The 16706-nt window shown below is 74.2% G+C and carries 19 protein-coding genes; 10 read left to right on the top strand and 9 right to left on the bottom strand.

Annotation, left to right across the window (positions count from 1 at the left end; genetic code table 11):
• Positions 1–254: 254 nt before the first annotated feature.
• Positions 255–1565, top strand: a complete 1311-nt coding sequence (locus ACIP4P_RS38050) for a hypothetical protein (protein WP_400926902.1) — start codon at positions 255–257, stop codon at positions 1563–1565.
• 48 nt (positions 1566–1613) lie between these two features.
• Here ACIP4P_RS38050 and ACIP4P_RS38045 read toward each other — a convergent pair whose 3' ends face one another.
• Positions 1614–2234 (bottom strand): hypothetical protein, encoded by a 621-nt coding sequence (locus ACIP4P_RS38045; RefSeq protein ID WP_400926931.1) that lies wholly within the window; start codon positions 2232–2234, stop codon positions 1614–1616.
• 179 nt (positions 2235–2413) lie between these two features.
• Here ACIP4P_RS38045 and ACIP4P_RS38040 point away from each other — a divergent pair, with 179 nt between their 5' ends.
• The gene (locus ACIP4P_RS38040) at positions 2414–3484 is read left to right on the top strand and encodes a trypsin-like serine peptidase (protein ID WP_400926899.1); all 1071 of its coding nucleotides are present in this window, start codon (positions 2414–2416) and stop codon (positions 3482–3484) included.
• Positions 3485–3499: 15 nt separating this feature from the next.
• Complete coding sequence (locus ACIP4P_RS38035; protein ID WP_400926896.1) at positions 3500–4588, top strand: trypsin-like serine peptidase; 1089 nt, start codon at positions 3500–3502, stop codon at positions 4586–4588.
• Positions 4589–4633: 45 nt separating this feature from the next.
• Here ACIP4P_RS38035 and ACIP4P_RS38030 read toward each other — a convergent pair whose 3' ends face one another.
• Positions 4634–5323 (bottom strand): SDR family NAD(P)-dependent oxidoreductase, encoded by a 690-nt coding sequence (locus ACIP4P_RS38030; protein WP_400926893.1) that lies wholly within the window; start codon positions 5321–5323, stop codon positions 4634–4636.
• A 276-nt stretch (positions 5324–5599) separates the two neighbouring features.
• Here ACIP4P_RS38030 and ACIP4P_RS38025 point away from each other — a divergent pair, with 276 nt between their 5' ends.
• Positions 5600–6211 carry a hypothetical protein gene (locus tag ACIP4P_RS38025; RefSeq protein WP_400926890.1) on the top strand — a complete coding sequence of 204 codons (612 nt, stop codon included), beginning with the start codon at positions 5600–5602 and terminating at the stop codon, positions 6209–6211.
• A 75-nt stretch (positions 6212–6286) separates the two neighbouring features.
• Here the strand turns inward: ACIP4P_RS38025 and ACIP4P_RS38020 are convergent, their stop codons facing one another.
• From ACIP4P_RS38020 to ACIP4P_RS38000, 5 genes are all read right to left on the bottom strand, one after another.
• On the bottom strand, positions 6287–6940 hold the full coding sequence (locus tag ACIP4P_RS38020; RefSeq protein ID WP_400926887.1) for a DUF1707 domain-containing protein: 654 nt from the start codon (positions 6938–6940) through the stop codon (positions 6287–6289).
• Between the two features lie 101 nt (positions 6941–7041).
• Positions 7042–7560: a hypothetical protein gene (locus ACIP4P_RS38015; RefSeq protein ID WP_400926884.1), complete on the bottom strand. Its 519-nt coding sequence runs from the start codon at positions 7558–7560 to the stop codon at positions 7042–7044.
• A 77-nt stretch (positions 7561–7637) separates the two neighbouring features.
• Positions 7638–8726, bottom strand: a complete 1089-nt coding sequence (locus ACIP4P_RS38010; RefSeq protein WP_400926881.1) for a pentalenene synthase — start codon at positions 8724–8726, stop codon at positions 7638–7640.
• Positions 8727–8966: 240 nt separating this feature from the next.
• A complete protein-coding gene (locus ACIP4P_RS38005) occupies positions 8967–9227 on the bottom strand; it encodes a hypothetical protein (protein WP_400926878.1) in 261 nt (86 codons plus the stop codon).
• 92 nt (positions 9228–9319) lie between these two features.
• Positions 9320–9781, bottom strand: coding sequence for a MarR family transcriptional regulator (locus ACIP4P_RS38000; RefSeq protein ID WP_400926875.1), 462 nt, complete (start codon positions 9779–9781; stop codon positions 9320–9322).
• An 842-nt stretch (positions 9782–10623) separates the two neighbouring features.
• Here ACIP4P_RS38000 and ACIP4P_RS37995 point away from each other — a divergent pair.
• The 3 genes from ACIP4P_RS37995 to ACIP4P_RS37985 are packed head-to-tail and all read left to right on the top strand — an operon-like array spanning position 10624 to position 11827.
• Positions 10624–10836 (top strand): hypothetical protein, encoded by a 213-nt coding sequence (locus ACIP4P_RS37995; protein WP_400926873.1) that lies wholly within the window; start codon positions 10624–10626, stop codon positions 10834–10836.
• A gap of 52 nt (positions 10837–10888) precedes the next feature.
• Complete coding sequence (locus ACIP4P_RS37990; RefSeq protein WP_400926870.1) at positions 10889–11278, top strand: nuclear transport factor 2 family protein; 390 nt, start codon at positions 10889–10891, stop codon at positions 11276–11278.
• A 45-nt stretch (positions 11279–11323) separates the two neighbouring features.
• On the top strand, positions 11324–11827 hold the full coding sequence (locus ACIP4P_RS37985) for a GNAT family N-acetyltransferase (RefSeq protein ID WP_400926867.1): 504 nt from the start codon (positions 11324–11326) through the stop codon (positions 11825–11827).
• Here the strand turns inward: ACIP4P_RS37985 and ACIP4P_RS37980 are convergent.
• The gene (locus ACIP4P_RS37980) at positions 11817–12503 is read right to left on the bottom strand and encodes a GNAT family N-acetyltransferase (protein WP_400926864.1); all 687 of its coding nucleotides are present in this window, start codon (positions 12501–12503) and stop codon (positions 11817–11819) included. The genes ACIP4P_RS37985 and ACIP4P_RS37980 overlap by 11 nt on opposite strands.
• 111 nt (positions 12504–12614) lie before the next feature.
• Complete coding sequence (locus tag ACIP4P_RS37975; RefSeq protein ID WP_400926861.1) at positions 12615–13178, bottom strand: hypothetical protein; 564 nt, start codon at positions 13176–13178, stop codon at positions 12615–12617.
• Between the two features lie 180 nt (positions 13179–13358).
• Here ACIP4P_RS37975 and ACIP4P_RS37970 point away from each other — a divergent pair, with 180 nt between their 5' ends.
• The 3 genes from ACIP4P_RS37970 to ACIP4P_RS37960 all read left to right on the top strand — a co-directional run bounded on the left by ACIP4P_RS37970 (position 13359) and on the right by ACIP4P_RS37960 (position 16560).
• Complete coding sequence (locus ACIP4P_RS37970) at positions 13359–14576, top strand: cytochrome P450 (RefSeq protein ID WP_400926928.1); 1218 nt, start codon at positions 13359–13361, stop codon at positions 14574–14576.
• A 41-nt stretch (positions 14577–14617) separates the two neighbouring features.
• Positions 14618–15295 (top strand): HAD family hydrolase, encoded by a 678-nt coding sequence (locus ACIP4P_RS37965; RefSeq protein ID WP_400926858.1) that lies wholly within the window; start codon positions 14618–14620, stop codon positions 15293–15295.
• Positions 15296–15408: 113 nt separating this feature from the next.
• A complete protein-coding gene (locus ACIP4P_RS37960) occupies positions 15409–16560 on the top strand; it encodes a MinD/ParA family protein (protein WP_400926855.1) in 1152 nt (383 codons plus the stop codon).
• The last annotated feature ends 146 nt before the right edge of the window (positions 16561–16706 follow it).

The following is a 16706-nucleotide window of genomic DNA, read 5'->3' as shown; positions in this document are numbered from 1 at the left end:
AACCCACCCCCTGGTTCTCGCCCCCCCCCCCCGCGCTTTGCGCTACCCTATAATCCCCCCCCCCGCCCCCCCCGGGGCGCCCCCCCCCCCCCGGCCCCCCCCCCCCGGGGGCGGGGGGGGGCCCCGACGCCGTCTTCCGGTCCCGAACGGTCCGCCCCGGTCACCTTCGGGCACTACCGGTCTTCGCATGGTGCGCCAAGTGACCACACCGTTACGGTCGATGACGAAATCGATCCCGACCGAGGACGGTACCCATGGCTGTGGCACCCCGTATCGACGTCTCCACCTCCCTCCGCACCGCCGAAGCGGAACCCACCCCCGCCCAGCACGCCGAACTCGCGGCGAGCGTCGCCCGTGACGTCCTCTTCGCCACCCAGCCCCGCACCCCCGGCCACCGCGCGCCCAACACGACCTGGGACCTGATCGGCACCCACGCGAGCGGCCAGGCCGCCGTCTACTACGCGGACGGCCGCACCCACCTGGAGAAGCCGTTCCTCTTCGCCGACGGCTTCAACTACGGCAAGAGCGACCTCCCCGCCCTCTTCGAGCACTTCAACACCCCGTACCAGGAAGGCACTCCGGGCCTGTTCGACCAACTCCTCGCCCGCGGCCACGACATCGTCCTGATCGGCTTCGAGCGGCGCCACACCCGCATCCAGCACAACGCCGACCTCGCGGCCAAGGCGATCGAGCGCGCCATCGCCGAACGCCTCGGCGACGCCCGGCTGACCGTCGGCGGCGTCAGCATGGGCGGCATCATCACCCGCTACGCGCTCACCAAGATGGAGCACGACGACATCAACCACCAGACCGACACCTACCTGTCCTGGGACTCCCCGCACAACGGCGCCTGGATCCCGCTGATCCTCCAGCAGATGGCGTACTTCTTCGAGACGCTCGCGCCCGGTGAGCCCGGCAAGCCCTCCCAGGCCGACCTGATCCGCAGCGAGGCCGCCCAGCAACTGCTCTGGGCCTGGGTACCGGACGCCAAGTACTCCGGTGAGGTCGCCACCGCCAGCGAGCTGCGCACCGAGTTCGTCGACGAGCTCGCCGACCTCGGCAACTTCCCGCAGCGCCCACGCCTGCTCGGCCTCGCCAACGGGCGCGGCGACGGCGTCGGCCGCCCGCTGCCGGCCGGGGAGATCGCCTTCGACTGGAAGGCGGCGTTCAACACCGCCAGCGCCACCGCCCGCTTCCAGCCCGACCGGGGCACCGGGCAGCCGGTCGGCGGCATGCACATCCTCGGCGAGCTGCGCCGCTCCACCACCACCGAGGTCCCGGCCCTGGACGGGGTGCCCGGCGGCACCCTGGAGTCCTTCGGCCTGGTCGCGGACGCGCTCAAGGCCGAGATCGGCGAGGAGTACCGCAGCGGCGCCTTCGTCCCGGCGGTCAGCGCCTCCGCGTTCAAGTACGACCCGATCGTGTGGGACGTCGACCCGAAGCTGCCCCTCCTCGACCAGGGCCCCGACGACTTCCACCTGGGCGAGGTCGGCTTCGACACCGAGAACACCGAGCACAGCCACGTCTCGCCCGTTCTCGCGAACTGGCTGCTCGACCGGCTCTGACCCCGTGGGCGGAGTGGGAAGTCGGCCCATCCGACTTCCCACTCCGCGCTACCTCTTGGGCGGCGCCGGCAGGTCGAGGACCCGGGCCAGGGCCGCGACGACGGGCGCCCGGTGACCCGGCGGCAGGTGCCGCGCGGCCCAGTCGGCGGCCAGCGCCACGAAGTCGACCAACTCGCGCTCGGCACCCGCGAGCAGGCGGCGCAGCTCGGTGACGGGAAGTTCGATCACCGGGCTGTCGCCCCGCTCGGCGTCGACCGTGAGCCGGACGACGTCGCCGAGGCGCTCGGCGACCGCCGACTCCGGCTCGTGGCCGTAACCGAGCAGGCCGCCACCGCCGCCGTCAACGAGCCGGTGCCAGTCGCGCCAGTCCTCCAGGCCGTCGCAGCAGCCGGGCCGGAACGTGATGCCCGTGGACTCGTCGACGACCCGCAGGCCGCCTGCCGCGTACGGGAGTTCGGCGGTCAGCAGCCCGTGCAGGAAGGCACCGAGCGGATCGTCGGGCCCGTCGTCGGGTTCGCCGGCGTTCCAGCCGGCGATGCACATCACCGCCGTCCCGACGTCGACGGGTGAGAGCCCGCCGCCCAAGGGCAGGAAGCCGGTCGGTTCGGTCGCGGCGACGGGCCACAGGTCGAAGCCGTCGCGGGCGCGGGTCTCCAGGACCGGCTGCATCGTGATCACCCGGTGCAGTGTTGCCCATCGCCCGCCCGTGACGCCTCCCGATTTCGCCGGACCACTCCGGACCGCCGGAACACGGATGCAACGCTTGTTACAGGAATCTGATGTCACCGATGGACGGATGGAACCCTCCTGAGGCGGGACCCTGACGTCCCGCCCCTACGGTTCCACGCATGCCAAGTACCCGTAGCCACAACAGGATCCGAGCGCGCGGACCAGCCGTCCTGACGGCGCTCGTGTGGGCAGCGAGCACGGCGCTGGCCGCACCCGCAGGGGCCGCAGGCGCCGCAGCGCCGGCCGGGGCCGCCACCGGCCGGGCGGTCGTCCATCCGGAGGCGGTCACGGCCGCGCAGCAGCAGGCCGTCCTGGACTACTGGACGCCCGCGCGGATGGCCGCCCTGACCACGCCGTCGTCGAGCAATCCGCCCAAGAGCGCTCCCGACGGCGCCCCGTGGACCGGTTCCGACACCCTGAGCAGGACCGTGGGCAGGCTCTTCTTCACCAACCACGGTGAGGACGAGAGCTGCACCGCGACCGTCGTCAACAGCGCCAACCGCAGCACCGTCGTCACGGCGGGACACTGCGTCAACAGCCCCGACCTCCTCGGCGACAACGACGAGTGGCTGGCGAACGAGATGTTCGTCCCGGGCTACCACGACGGTCTCGCGCCGTACGGCACGTTCGTCGCCCGCGCCGGGGTCGCCGACGCCACCTGGCTCCTCAACGACGAGCAGAACGCCCTGAAGTACAACGCGTACGACCAGGCGTTCCTGGTCCTGAACGCCGACGCCGCCGGCCGACGCGTGCAGGACGCCGTCGGCGCCGCCCAGCGCATCGGCTTCGACCGGCCGGGCAGCGCGTCGGTCCACCAGTTCGGCTACCCGCGCCAGGCCGCGGGCGATCCCACCCGCGCGGGCCTGCCCGAGTACACCGGGGCCAGGCTCGCCCACTGCACGGGACGGACCCGCGAGTACCCCGGCACCGCGCAGTACCCGCAGCCCCGGGGCGAGTGGGGCGCCCCCTGCGTGATGGGCGGCGGCTCCAGCGGCGGTCCCCGCATCGCCGACTTCGACCCGTCCTCCGGGATCGGCACCGTGGTGGGTGACAACACCCAGGGCGGCTTCTTCGACTCCTCGGGCCGGGTCTGCGCCCCCGGCGACGCCGCCTGCACCCGGCACCTGGTCGGCCCGCAGTTCACCTCCGCGATCACCGAGCCGCTGTACCGGGCCGCCGAACGCTCCTGAAGCGTCGGCCGGGCCGTGCTCGAAACCAACCGCACCCAACCGAGATCGGCGATGATGTCCACCACCCACCGAACGATCCCCCGCACGCTCGCCGCCGCCGGAGCCCTCCTGCTGAGCGCGACCACGGCGGCCGTGCTGCTGCCGACCGCGGCCTTGGCCGCGGAACGGGACTCCGTCACCACGCACTCCGGCGCCACGACCGACCAGGAGCGCGGCCGGATCGACGGCTACTGGACCCCCGAGCGGATGAAGCTGGCGGGCGCCATGGTCCCCGAGATCACCCCCGTGCCCGAGGACGACAACACGCCCGACGACCCGCGGCCGCTCCCCCCGAACACCCCGGACCCCGGGGCCACCTGGACGCACGGCGGAGCGGTGGACAAGAACGTCGGCCGGCTCTTCTTCACCTTCTCCGACGGCTACGACGGCAGCTGCACCGCGACGGTCGTCAGGAGCGCGAACCGCAGCACCGTCATCACGGCGGCGCACTGTCTCAGGGGTGTCGGGGCCGGCGCCACCGACGCGACGTGGAACCACAACCTCTACTTCGTGCCCGGCTACCGCAACGGCACCAAGCCGCTCGGCGGCTTCAGCATCAAGGAGGCGGCCACCTCCTCCCGTTGGGACGCCGATCCGGGCACGACGACCTCGGCCGATGTCGCCGTCGCCGGCTTCGACACGGGAATCCTGGTGGCGAACCCCTCGGCCGAGGGCCGACGGATCGCGGACGTCACGGGAAGCCAGAACATCGCGTTCACCGAGCCCGCCGAGGGCGAGTTCGTCCACACCTTCGGCTACCCGAAGGACCGGCTCAACAACCCCAGTGCCAAGTACGCCGGATCACGCATGATCCACTGCGCCGGACCGGCCCGGCAGGGCCCCAAGGCCCCGCTGCTGTGGGGCGAGTCCTGCGACATGTCGCACGGGGCGAGCGGCGGCCCCCACCTGGCGCGGTTCGACACCCGGACCGGCACCGGCACCGTCGTCGGCGTCACCACCACCAGCGAGGACCTCGCGGGCGGCGCGACCAACACGCTCTACGCCACCCGCCTCGGCGACAGCGCCCACCGCCTGTACGAGTGGGCGCAGAAGCGCGCGGCCTGACCTGACCTGACGGCGCCGGTGCCGGGCTCCGGTACCGGCGCCCGTCTACCAGGGCAGCGGGCCGGCCGCGTCGAAGTAGCCGCCGGTCGGGCCGTCCGGGCCCAGCCGGGCCATCCGGACGATGATCTCGGCGCCCTGCTCGACGGTCTGGGTGCCCGCGTGCCCGTTGATGTCCGTCGCGGTGTAGCCGGGCTCCACGGCGTTGATCCGCATCGCCGGGAACGCGTTGGCGAACTGCACGGTGAGCATGTTGACGGCGGTCTTCGAGGCCGGGTAGGCGGCCCCCGGGTAGCCCTGGCCGCCCCGGGCCAGCGAGGCCAGGCCGCTGCTGACGTTGACCACGACCGGGGCGGCGGAGCGCTGCAGCATCGGCAGGAAGGCGTGGGTCACCCGGACCAGGCCGAACACATTTGTCTCGAAGACCTCCCGCAGCACGTCGGCGGTCAGCTCGGCGGCGCCGATGACGGCGCCCTGCGGTGAACGGACCTCGATCCCGGCGTTGTTGACCAGGACGTCCAGGCCGCCGTCGGCCTCAACTGTGGCTACAGCGGCGGCGACCGACGCGTCGTCGGTGATGTCGAGCTGGACGAAGCGGGCGCCGAGCTCGGTTGCGGCGGCCTTGCCCCGCTCGGTGCTGCGCGCCCCCAGGTAGACGGTGTGGCCCGCGGCGATCAGTCGGCGGGCCGTCTCGTGGCCGAGGCCCTTGTTGGCCCCGGTGATCAAGGTTGTCGTCATGGGGCCCAGCTTCGCCCCGGCCCGCCGCGCCCGGCCACCGGTTTACGGGCGCGGCGCAGCAGGGACGGCGGCGGGGCGCCGTCCGAACTGCCCTGGCGGGCAAGGGGCGTTGCCCTCGTCGGCCGTTCCGTCCCGCCGCCCCGGCCGGACGACCGTGGCACCCCGGCACGGTCCGGGGGAACGACGCGTCCCCGTACGGCACACACCACGGCCGCGCCACCGTGCGCCCCGGGGCGGGCGACCCACCGGGGTCAACGGCCGTGGCAGGGTCGACGGATGGACCTGGGGCAGGGGTGGGCGGCCGTCCTCGCGGGCGGCATCGGCATGGTCGGGGCACTCGGCGGGTCGCTGGTCGGCGGCTGGGCGGCCGTTCGGGGCGCGCGGGACACGGCGGCGCTGAACGCGGAGAGCGCCCGGCGGCAGGTCGTCGACCAGGCGGCGATCGAGCACCGGCACTGGGTGCGGCAGGAGCGGCAGAAGGCGTACCGGGAGGTGCTGGACGCCTACGCCGGGGTGACGCCGATGATCTGGGTCGTCCATGAGTCGTTGGCGTCACCCGAGGAGAGCGAACGGCCGCGACGACTGGACCTGACCGAGCGGTTCGACGTGCTGAACTCGGCGTGCAGCCGGCTGGTCCTGCTCGGACCGACAACCGTCGCGGAGGCCGGCAACGCCCTGAGCCTGGCACTGCAGGAGGTCGAGCGGAGCTTCCTGCGGCTGGTGGCCGGCGGGCCCGGTGCGCTGCCCTCTGGGAGCGACCGGGATCGTGCGGTGGCGTCCATGCGGACGGCGGTGAAGGAACTGCGGGCCGCCTACATCGTGTTCATGAGGGCCAGTCGGCGGGTGCTCGTGGACGGGGTGGCGGCGGAGGAGGCCGCGGGGACCTGAGCGGACTCGGGCCCAGGATGCGGGCGTTCGTCCTGGGTGCGCTTCACGCGGCGTGCGGTTCACGCCGTGTGCGGGTCAGGCCGCGCCGGAGCGGCCGAGCAGTCGGCGGCGGGGGTGGCGGACGGCGATGCGGCCGAAGCTCTTCTTCCCGACCAGTTCGATGCGCAGCCGGGGCGGGAGGTCGGGGTCGGGGCTCTGGTGGCCCTTGACCTTGGCGAACTCCAGGACCAGGCCGTAGGGGTCGACCACGATGCCCGGGCCGACGATCAGGGTGAGGTTGCCGCCCTGCATGTCGACGTCGACCTCCAGGGTGTCGTGGGTGAGCACGGCCTGGGTGAAGTCCAGGGTCACGTTGCACCATTCGGCGGCGATCTCCAGGCGGCGGGGCAGGACCCAACTGCCCGTCCGTTCGGCCTTGGTGAACTTCTGCTCGATCCGCAGGACGTCCCGACCCTCGGCGACCACGCCGGTGCGGGAGACGGTCACCGGGGGCAGGTCGGCGGTGAGGTGGGCCAGGTCGGCGAGGGTGCGGGCGGCGAGGGCGGCCTCCACCCGGTCGTCCAGTTCCTCGGCGGTCAGCCGGCCGTCGCCGGCGGCGACGCCCAGGGCGGCGACCACGCGGTCCCGGTCGGCGTGCGAGGCCCGCAGTGCGAGGCCGGTGCTGCTGGTGGCGGTGCTGGTGGCGCCGCTCCCGGTGCTGCTTCCGGTGGACGCGATCTCTCCCGGCATGTGTCCCGTCCCCGTTCTCGTCCTGGCGCGACTTACGCTATATCGCGATACGGTATATCGCGTTACGCGGTTCCCGCCAGGCCGGGGCCCGGCCGGTCTCCTCAGGAGTCGGCGTTCTTGCGCAGGCGCTCGGCCAGGGCCGGGTCGGACTCCCACCACAGGCCGTTGCCGTCGGGCGCCGCGCCGGCGGGTTCCTGCTCGGCGGGTCCGACCTCCCGGGCTTCCCCGAGGGCGGAGTCGCCGACGGCCCGCAGGCGGAACAGCAGGCCGGGGACGCTCCAGAACACCGCGATCATCAGCAGCCCGACCGGGACGACGTAGTACCAGGGCACCATGGCGGCGCGGGCCAGCGGCAGCACCAGGAAGGCGAACCCGAGTCCGGTGCCCCGGCCCGTGACCAGGAACTCGCGGTCCTCCGCGACCTCCACGGCCACCGGGTTGGAGCGGCTGCGGTCCCAGGCGGTGAGCCGGACGGTGTGGGTCCCGGCCGACACCGGGAAGCGGGCGACGGTGCCCTGTCTGACACCGCCCACCGGCACCCCGTCGATCTCCACGCCGAACGTGCCCCTGCGCAGGGCGAGGAACGGCTGCTCGGCGTGCACGGCGACGGTAGCGGTCATGTGTCGTCCCCCTGGATTTGTGATCATGATGTGTGGAGCGCGCCCATGATAGGGGGATGCCCGCAACAGCGCTGACGTCAGTTCGGTTGCGGTGCGGCGAGGTTCTCCGGACCGAGGTGCTCCGGACCGAGGTGCTCCGGGCCCAGGTTCTCCGGGCCCAGGTTCTCCGGGCCGGCCGGGGCGGTGTAGCGCGGGGCGGCCCGGCCCCAGTCGTGGTAGCCGCGGATCCAGGCGGCGTGGGCGTCGGCGTACCGGGCGAGTTCGGGCATCCGCCCGGCGCCGAGGGCCTGTTCGAGCTGCGGGAGTCCGGCGCGCAGCTCGACGAAGGAGGCGACCGAGCGCTCGACCGTCCCGCACACCTGCCGCACGGCCTCGGCCCGGGACAGGCCGCGGTGGTGCACCAGGCTGGGCACGAGGTTGGGGAAGCCGCGGGCCTCGTCCTTCTCCAGCGAGTGGATCTCGTTCATCGCGACGACCGCATCGCAGGCGGCGATCCGCATCCCTTCAAGGTGGGTGGAGTGCCAGGCCAGCAGCGGGACTTCGAAGTCCCCGACGCGTTCGGCCAGGGCGAGCAGCGGGCGCACCCCGATGGTGCGGCGGCGGGCGCGCAGGTGGGCGGCCGGGTCCGGCGGGACTCCGTGCGCCCGGTCGGCGATCCGGGTGGGCCAGCCGGCCAGGTAGTCGACCCAGTCGTGGGCGGTGCGCCGGCGCCACTCCTCGGACCTGCCGCGGCCCATCCGCCGCCAGCAGTCGGCGAAGGCGGCGACGACGGGCCGGGCGGGTGCCGCCGGCGGTTTCGGCCAGCGCAGCAGGCCCACCAGGTCCTGGCAGACGGCGATCGCGGCGTCGGTGCGCCTGTTCGGGGTGTCGCACGGGGGGTCGGACGGGGTGCCGGGCCGGGCGTCGGACCGCGGGTCGAACCGGGCGTCGAAGAGGAAGAGCCAGCCGAGCAGGTCGAAGCAGAGGTCGAGGTCCGCGCCGACGGCCTCCGGGAAGCCGTACGCGGCGCTGTCGGCCACCCGGGAGGCCTCGTAGCGGTGGAGGGCCTCGTCGCCGGTCACCAGCCCCGAGGCCTGGACCCAGTCCAGGTGGCGCCGGCGGGCGCGGTCCAGCTCCGGGCTGACCCGGCTCTCGACGGGCATCGTGAACTCGACGTCCTGGGGCATACGCCTTCCGCACTCCTGAACGGTCCGAGGGCCGACAGCGGGGCCGGGTCGTCATGGACACGGCCCTGCCCCAGCGTTGTCGATCCGCACCGCCCGCACCAGAGCGCAGGGGGAGCATCCACGGCGCGCGAACCCGACGCGCACTTCGATTTGGTACGCGCCCGCAGGGTCCGGCCCCCACCGCACCGAGGGGCCCCGCCGCACCGGGCGGTGCGACGGGGCCCGGGGAGGGCGCCGGTGTTACTGGCCGGCGGGGGTGCCCCAGCCCCAGGAGGTGTTCGCGGGCGTCACGTCGCCCCAGGCGGTGGTCGCGGGCGTGGCCTGCTGGGGGGCCACGCCGCCCCAGGAGGTGTCCGCGGGGGCGTCATCGCCCCAGGCGGTGGTGGCGGGCGTGGCGTGCTGGGGCGCGACGTCGCCCCAGGAGGTGTCCGCGAAGGCCTGGCCGCTGCCGAGGGCGAGCAGGGCGGCGGCGGCAGCACCGACGGCGATGCGCTTGAGCATGATGGATCTCCTCCGACATTCGTTCGATCGGTCGCAACTGACACTAGATCACCATGCGGGCAATTGTTCGATGAACGTCGACATTCGATGGCTCAGGCGGGCAGGTCGCCGTCACCGCCCATGTTGGCGGTGATGCGGCGCAGGACGTTGACCGCGGTCACGAACTCGGCCTCGTCCACACCCTCCTGGGCCCGCCGGAGCACCCGGTGGTTGCGCTCCCGGGCCCGCAACCGGGCCGCCTCGCCCTGCTCGGTGAGGGACATGCCGCCGGTCGTCGCATCCTCCAGCAGCCAGCCGCGGGCGGCGAGGTCGTCGAAGACGGCGTCGAAGTCGAGGCCGAGGTCCTCGTAGCGGGCCAGCCGCTCGACCAGGGTGGCGCGGGTCCAGTGGCCGGGGGCGCCGGCGGCGTGGTTGAGCGTCCACCAGTGCGGCTGGGTCAGGCCCTCCACCGCCAGTTGCTCGCGCAGGCCTCCCACCACCCGGCGGTACACCTCCCCGGTCCACGCACCGATGGGCTGGGCTGCCAGGACCTCGTGCGGGTACTCCTTGAGCATCACGTCACCGTTCGTTCGTTCGGTCGTTCGTTCGGAATGCCGTCACCGTAGGAGCTCAAGTCGGCTTGAGGTCAAGACCGTTCGTACCGGTCCGGCATCCGGTTCCGGCCGGATCGGGGCGCACCCCGACACCCGGGCCGGGGCCGGCGCGGGCAGGCGCGGGCCGGCGCGGCGCGATGGCGCCCCCGGCCCCGGCGTGGGAAGTCGGACCGGCCGACTTCCCACGCCGCAAACCCGCCCCCGCACTTTGGCGCACCGCCCATCACCCACACGGGTGCGCCGGGCCCGTCCCCCTCCTCGCCGGGGCGCCCGACTGGCACGGTTGGTGCCCGAGCGACCGCACCGTGCCCTGCGGCCGAGCCCGCTCCCCTCCCCCCGACCGGAGCGGGAAGTCGTCCCCGCCGACTTCCCGCTCCCTCCCCTCCCCCGCACCCACCGGTGGCACAGTGGCGGGGTGACCCGCCCCTCGGACATCGACGCGCTGCTGCGGCGCTTCCCGCTCGGCGCCCGGCTGCGCGGCCGCGTCCGGCCGCACCCCGGGCCGTCCATCGGCGTCTTCGTCGACCTCGCGCCGCCGGGCGATCCGGACCCCGGCTGCCCGGGGTTCGACTGCCCGGGGTTCGTCGACCGCGCGCACCTGCGCGGCCGCGACCAGTGGCCGCCGGCCGGCACGGTCGCGGACTTCGAGGTCCTGAGCCGCCTCCACAACCGCCTCACCGGCCGGTGGCAGATCAGGCTCTGGCCGCTGGACCCCGCCCTGCACGCCCCGGACTCCGCGCACCGGGCGTTCCCCCGAGGAACAGTGGCAGCGGATCCGGGCGCGTCACCCGGTCGGCTCGACCGTGACGGCGACCGTCACCTCCGCCGGCCCCGGGAACCACTGGTACACCGTCACCTTCGGCGAGGCCTGGGCCCGGGTCGGCCACCCGGCCGCCGGAGCGCCGCCACCGGGGCACACCGGGCGTTACCGGGTCACCGCGCTGCTGGAGAGCACCCACCGGGTGCTGCTGGCGCCGCTGGAGGGGCCCGTAAACCTCGATCACCCGTACGGGTGATCATCATTTCATCCGCCGGAAGCCCGGACCGGACCGCCGCTAGCGTCCGGCCATGGACTTCGCCGGCATTGCCAACAGTTTCGTGCAGCACTACTACACCACCTTCGACGGCGGCCTGACGGCCCGTCAGAACCTCGCCGCCCTGTACCGGCCCGAGTCGATGCTCACCTGGGAGAGCGCCCAGGTCCAGGGTCAGGCCGCCATCACCGCCACCCTGACCAAGCCCGAACTCGCCGTCGTCAAGCACCGGGTGGGCAGCAGCGACGCCCAGCCCGCCCCGGGCGACGGGGTCCTGGTCGCCGTCACCGGCAGCCTCGCCGTCGACAACGCCTTCGACAAGCCGCTGCAGTTCGCCGAGACCTTCAACCTCCAGCCGATCCCCGGCCAGCCCGGCGGGTTCTTCATCCACAACCAGGTCTTCCGCCTGATCTTCGCCCCCTGAGCACTCCGCCCGGCGTTGTCAGACCCCCGCGCTAGCGTGCGGGCCATGACGAACGGCTCCCTCGCCCTCACCCTCGCGCCCTGGTCCGACCCGCTGGGCCTGGACGTGCTGCACCGCCAGAACACCCCCGAACTGACCGAGCACCTGGGCGGGGTGGAGAGCGCCGAGCAGATACGGCGCCGGCACGAGCGCTACCTCGCGATGACGGACGAGCGGATGTTCCTGCTGATGCTCGACGGCGAGCCGGCCGGGTCGGTCGGGTACTGGCCGCACGCCTGGCAAGGGCAGCAGGTGTACGAGACCGGGTACGCGGTGCTGCCCGAGTACCAGGGCCGGGGGCTCGCGGTGCGGGCGCTGCTGCTGTGCGCCCGGCGGGCCGGGCGGGAGGGCGCGCTGCCGTGGCTGCACGCCTTCCCGTCGGTGCGGCACGACGCCTCGAACGCGGTGTGCCGCAAGGCGGGGTTCGAGCTGCTCGGCGAGGTGGAGTTCGAGTACCCGCCGGGCCACCCCATACGTTCCAACAACTGGCGCCTGGCGCTCACGGCGTAGCCGTCGTAGCCGCGGGGAACGGGCCGTCGTCCTCGGGCAGTCCGAACATCGGCCGGCAGGGCGTCAGGCCGCTGATCGAGACGGGCACCTGCGCGTGCTCCTCCCAGCGGGCGCGGGTCAGCCGCAGGCGCCGCTTGGTCGCGGGCCGGCCGCGGACCACGCGCCGCTCGGTGCCGTCGAGTTCGTAGCCGTGCCGGCGGGAGACGTTGAACGAGGAGGCGTTGTCCTCGAAGGCCCCCGACGTGGCCTCCAGCGCGTCCAGGCCGGCGAAGGCCAGGTGCAGGACGGCGGCCCGCATCTCGGTGCCGATCCCCTGCCCCTGGTGGCGCGCGCCGAGCCAGGAGGCGGTGCCCACCTCCCGCAGCACGGCGAAGTCCCGGGCGGAGACGGTCTGCAGGCCGACGACCCGGCCGTGCTCGAACACGGCCAGGTTCAGCGCCCAGTCCTCGGGCGACCACGTCCCCCGGCACAACCAGTGGTGCTGCACCACCGAACGGGCCCGCTGCGCGGGCGGAAGGTCGGTCCACGGCACGAGGAAGGGCATCCGGTCCGGGGCGTGGATGCCCTCGGCCGCCAGGGCGGCCAGCTCGGCCAGCTCGTCGTCGCCGGGCAGCCGCAGCTCCAGGCGGGGGGTGTTCAGCCGCAGGCCCAGCAGGGGCCAGTGATCGATCAACATGCCCCATTGTCGGAGCCGGCCGCCGCCGCGGTCATCCGATTTCCCCGGCCCCGGGTTCACCGGCCGTCAGGCGAGGCGGCGGGCCGGGCCCGGGTAGCCGGACCCAGGCCATCAGGAAGTGCCGCTCGCCGGGGCCCTGGTGGAGGCTTCCGGCTCCGACGGCGCGGTGGGGGCCGGGACGGGGCCGTCGGCGAGGGCGGCGGACAGGACGACGGGCAGTTCCTTGTCCTCCTGTCCGACGCTCAGGCCGAGCCAGCGCGGGCCGGCTCCGCCGTCGGGCAGGGGCCAGACGTGCAGGGTGACGGCCTTGCAGCTGAGCAGGGCCAGCGGTTCGGGGACGGGGCGTGCGGCGCATTCCCAGTCGTAGCCCGCCCGCAGGTAGGAGAACAGGTCGACGGTGTGCGGGCTGCCCCAGCGTGCGGTGAGCACCTCGGCCAGGGCGGCGAGTCGGGCCTCGGCCAGGTCGTGTTCGCGTTCGCAGGCCTGCCGGTCCTCCTCGTCGTGCCGGAAGTCGCGGCTGACGTACAGCTCCTCGACCCGGTAGCCGGGGCCGGCGTGCCCGGTGGCGTGGTCGGTGTCGGCCGGGGTGTAGGGGTGGGGGTCGGCGAGGAGTGCGTCGACGCGGTCGAGGTGCTGCGGCGGGTCGGCCACGGGAGCGGTGAAAGGGTCGGTCACGGGGGCGGTGGAAGGGTCGGTCACAGGCGGCAAGGGTAGGGGGCGGCGCCGACAGGCGGTCTCGACGGGGGCGGGCGGGGCGGGACATCCTCGTCCCGGAAGCACAGCGTGCGACCCCGACCCTCGCCCGAAGGAGCCCTCGTGGACGACCAGTTGACCCCGCCCGACGCCCGGTGCCCGATGGGGCGGCGCCTGGTGCTGGACCCCACCGGGCGGGCCCGGAACGCGGAGAGCGCCGAGCTGTTCGCGCGCGGGCCGGCCACCCCGGTGGACCTGCTCGGGGTGCCGGCCTGGGCGGTGGCCGACCCACTGCTGCTGGAGGAGCTGCTGCGGGACCCGCGGGTGTCCAAGGACGGCCGGCAGCACTGGCCGGACTTCGAGCGGCTGGTGCCCGGCTGGCCGCTGGGGCTGTGGGTGGAGGCGCGCAACATGTTCACCGCGCACGGCGCCGACCACCGGCGGCTGCGCCGGCTGGTGGGGGCCGCGTTCACCGCCCGCCAGATCGGCTCGATGACGGTACGGATCCAGGAGCTGACGGACGGGCTGCTGGACGCGATCGCCCAGACCCCGGCCGGCACCGCCGTGGACCTGCGCGAGCGCCTGGCCTACCCGCTGCCGATCCAGGTGATCGGTGAACTGCTCGGCCTGCCGGTCGAGTTGCGCGACCGCTTCCGCCACCACGTCGACCGGGTGTTCTCCACCGTGCTCGGCCCCGAGGAGGCCGCAGCCAACGCGGCCGCCTTCTACGCCATGCTGGAGGAGCTGATCGCGGCCAAGCGGGCGCAGCCGGGCGAGGACCTGACCTCGCTGCTGATCGGTGTGCGCGACACCGAGGGCGACGGCGGGGCGCTCACCGAGGAGGAGCTGCGGGACACCCTGCTGCTGATCGTGTCGGCCGGCTACGAGACCACCGTCAACCTCATCGACAACGCGATCACGCTGCTGCTGACCCACCCCGAGCAGCTGGACCTGGTGCGCTCGGGCAAGGCGGGCTGGGAGGACGTGGTGGAGGAGGCGCTGCGCTGCGAGGCGCCGGTGGCGCACCTGCCGCTGCGGTACGCGGTGGAGGACATCGCGCTGCCGGGCGGGGTGGTGATCCGCCGGGGGGAGGCGATCCTGGCCTCCTACGCGGCGGCCGGGCGCCACCCGGTGCGCTACGGGGCGGAGGGTGCGGTCTTCGACGTGCTGCGGCCGGTGAAGGACCACCTGGCCTTCGGGTACGGCCCGCACTTCTGCCTCGGCGCGCCGCTGGCCCGCACGGAGGCGCGTACGGCGCTGCGCTCGCTGTTCGAGCGTTTCCCGCACCTGGTGCTGCTGCCGGGGGTGGAGCTGGAGCCGGTGGACTCGCTGATCTCCAACGGGCACCGCTCGCTGCCGGTGCTGCTCGCCCGGGAGTGACGGCGCGGCGGGGCCGTGCCAGGGGTTCTAGGGTGTGGATCATGCCCGTACCCATCGAACTGGTGATCTTCGACTGCGACGGCGTGCTGCTGGACAGCGAGCGCGTGGCGGTGAAGGTGGACGCCCGGGTGGCGGCCGCGATCGGCTGGCCGCTGTCCGAGGCGGAGATCGTGGAGCGCTTCGTCGGCCGCACCCACGCGTACATGACCGCCGAGCTCGCCGCCCGTGCGAGCGTGCCGCTGGAACCGGGCTGGGAGCGGGCCTACCAGCACCTGTACGACGAGGCGTTCGCCGCCGAACTCGCCCCGGTGGAAGGGGTGGTGGAGGCGCTGGCGGAGCTGGAGCGGGCCGGGGTGCGCGACTGCGTCGCCTCCTCCAGCGGGCACTCCCGGCTGCGTGCCACCCTGGGGCGGACCGGGCTGCTGCCCCGCTTCGAGGGGCGGATCTTCAGCGCCGAGGACGTCGCGGCCGGCAAGCCCGCCCCCGACCTGTTCCTGCACGCCGCCGCCGCGGCGGGGGTCGAGCCGGCCGCCTGCCTGGTGGTGGAGGACAGCAAGTACGGGGTGGCCGCCGCCCGCGCGGCCGGCATGCGCTCGCTCGGCTTCCACGGCGGCCTCACCCCGGCCGCCTGGCTGGCCGGGCCGGGCACCCGCACCTTCGACGACATGCGCGAGCTGCCCGCCCTGGTCGCCGGCGCCGCCGCACTGCCGCTGCCGTGACGTGACGTGACGTGACCGGGCGGGGTGAACGGCGCGGCGGGTCCGGGCCGTTGTGCCGAAGGGGGAAGTGGACGGCACCGGCCCGGGGCCGACGCGGCGACAGGAGGCGGAACGTGACGGCGGAGCACGCGGTCATCGAGCAGGTGCGGCGGCTGGGCCCGGGCCCGGAGCGGGACCTCTCCCCCGACTACGCGCTCCTGCCCCCGGCCCGGCCGGCCGGGCCGGACTGGCAGCGGCCGCTGGACGCCCTGGGGACGGTCCTCATCCCCCCGCAGGCCCGGCCCGCCCCGGCCGTACCGGCGCCGGCGCCGCTGCCGGTACCGGCTCCCGTACCGGTTCCGGCCGCTCCGGCCCCGGCCCCCGCCGCCGTCCCGTACACCGCCCCGGCGCCCCTCGCCCCGGCCCCCACTCAGGCCCCAACCCCCGCCCCCGCCCGGCTCGGCCGGCTGCTCGGCCGGGGCGAGCAGCGCGAGCGGGAACGGCTGACCGCCCTCATCCGCACCCCGCTGCACCGTTCCTTCCGGATCGCGGTCATCGGCCTCAAGGGCGGCGTCGGCAAGACCTCCGCGACGCTGGGCCTGGGGTCCGTCCTCGCCGAGACCCGGGCCGACAAAGTCGTCGCCGTCGACGCCAACCCGGACACCGGCACCCTGAGCCGGCGCATCCGCCGCGAGGGTGCGGCCACCGTCCAGGGCCTGCTGGCCGCCGCGCCCTCGATCACCGGCTACATGGACATCCGGCGCTTCACCTCGCTGACCCCCAGCGGCCTGGAGGTGCTGGCCAACGACGCCGACCCCACCGTCGCCGACGCCTTCGACGGCGAGGACTACCGGCGCCTGGTCGAACTGCTCAGCCGCCAGTACCCGATCGTCCTGGCCGACTGCGGCACCGGGCTGCTGCACGGCTCCATGCGTGCCGTGCTCGACCTCGCCGACCAACTGGTCATCACCGCCACCACCAGCATCGACGGCGCCGCCGGGGCCGACACCACCCTGGACTGGCTGTGTGCCAACGGCTACCAGGACCTCGCCCGGCGCAGTGTCACCGCCATCTCCGGCGTCCGGGCCAAGGGGCGCACCGTCGGCGCCGACGACCTGCTGGACCATTTCGGCCGCCGCTGCCGGGGCGCCGTCGTGCTGCCCTTCGACGAACACCTCGCCCTCGGCGGCGTCTTCGAGCCCGCGCGCCTGCACCCCCGCACCCGCCGCGCCCACCTCACCCTGGCCGCCCTCGTCGCCGAGGGCATCCACCCGTCCGCCTCCTGACGGCCCGCCGGCCCGGACGGCGGCGGACGGGCTCAGGGGGTGTCCGACGCTTCGCGTCGGATCGGCGCGCGGCGTCGGGGGGGGCGTGCATCGCAAGGCGGAGGCGGGAGCCACTGCGGTGGGGCGTCCTCCGGCCGAAGGCCGGG

The sequence above is a fragment of the Kitasatospora sp. NPDC089509 genome, from assembly GCF_044749365.1.
Lineage (GTDB): Bacteria > Actinomycetota > Actinomycetes > Streptomycetales > Streptomycetaceae > Kitasatospora.
The sequence above is the reverse complement of the archived record's forward strand: the minus strand, read 5'-3'. Positions and strand labels throughout refer to the sequence as shown.

Coding starts and splice junctions, on each gene's coding strand:
- ACIP4P_RS38050 (WP_400926902.1), top strand. CDS start 255: ATGGCTGTGGCACCCCGTATCGACGTCTCCACCTCCCTCCGCACCGCC.
- ACIP4P_RS38045 (WP_400926931.1), bottom strand. CDS start 2,234: ATGCAGCCGGTCCTGGAGACCCGCGCCCGCGACGGCTTCGACCTGTGG.
- ACIP4P_RS38040 (WP_400926899.1), top strand. CDS start 2,414: ATGCCAAGTACCCGTAGCCACAACAGGATCCGAGCGCGCGGACCAGCC.
- ACIP4P_RS38030 (WP_400926893.1), bottom strand. CDS start 5,323: ATGACGACAACCTTGATCACCGGGGCCAACAAGGGCCTCGGCCACGAG.
- ACIP4P_RS38025 (WP_400926890.1), top strand. CDS start 5,600: ATGGACCTGGGGCAGGGGTGGGCGGCCGTCCTCGCGGGCGGCATCGGC.
- ACIP4P_RS38020 (WP_400926887.1), bottom strand. CDS start 6,940: ATGCCGGGAGAGATCGCGTCCACCGGAAGCAGCACCGGGAGCGGCGCC.
- ACIP4P_RS38015 (WP_400926884.1), bottom strand. CDS start 7,560: ATGACCGCTACCGTCGCCGTGCACGCCGAGCAGCCGTTCCTCGCCCTG.
- ACIP4P_RS38010 (WP_400926881.1), bottom strand. CDS start 8,726: ATGCCCCAGGACGTCGAGTTCACGATGCCCGTCGAGAGCCGGGTCAGC.
- ACIP4P_RS38005 (WP_400926878.1), bottom strand. CDS start 9,227: ATGCTCAAGCGCATCGCCGTCGGTGCTGCCGCCGCCGCCCTGCTCGCC.
- ACIP4P_RS38000 (WP_400926875.1), bottom strand. CDS start 9,781: ATGCTCAAGGAGTACCCGCACGAGGTCCTGGCAGCCCAGCCCATCGGT.
- ACIP4P_RS37990 (WP_400926870.1), top strand. CDS start 10,889: ATGGACTTCGCCGGCATTGCCAACAGTTTCGTGCAGCACTACTACACC.
- ACIP4P_RS37985 (WP_400926867.1), top strand. CDS start 11,324: ATGACGAACGGCTCCCTCGCCCTCACCCTCGCGCCCTGGTCCGACCCG.
- ACIP4P_RS37980 (WP_400926864.1), bottom strand. CDS start 12,503: ATGTTGATCGATCACTGGCCCCTGCTGGGCCTGCGGCTGAACACCCCC.
- ACIP4P_RS37970 (WP_400926928.1), top strand. CDS start 13,359: ATGGGGCGGCGCCTGGTGCTGGACCCCACCGGGCGGGCCCGGAACGCG.
- ACIP4P_RS37965 (WP_400926858.1), top strand. CDS start 14,618: ATGCCCGTACCCATCGAACTGGTGATCTTCGACTGCGACGGCGTGCTG.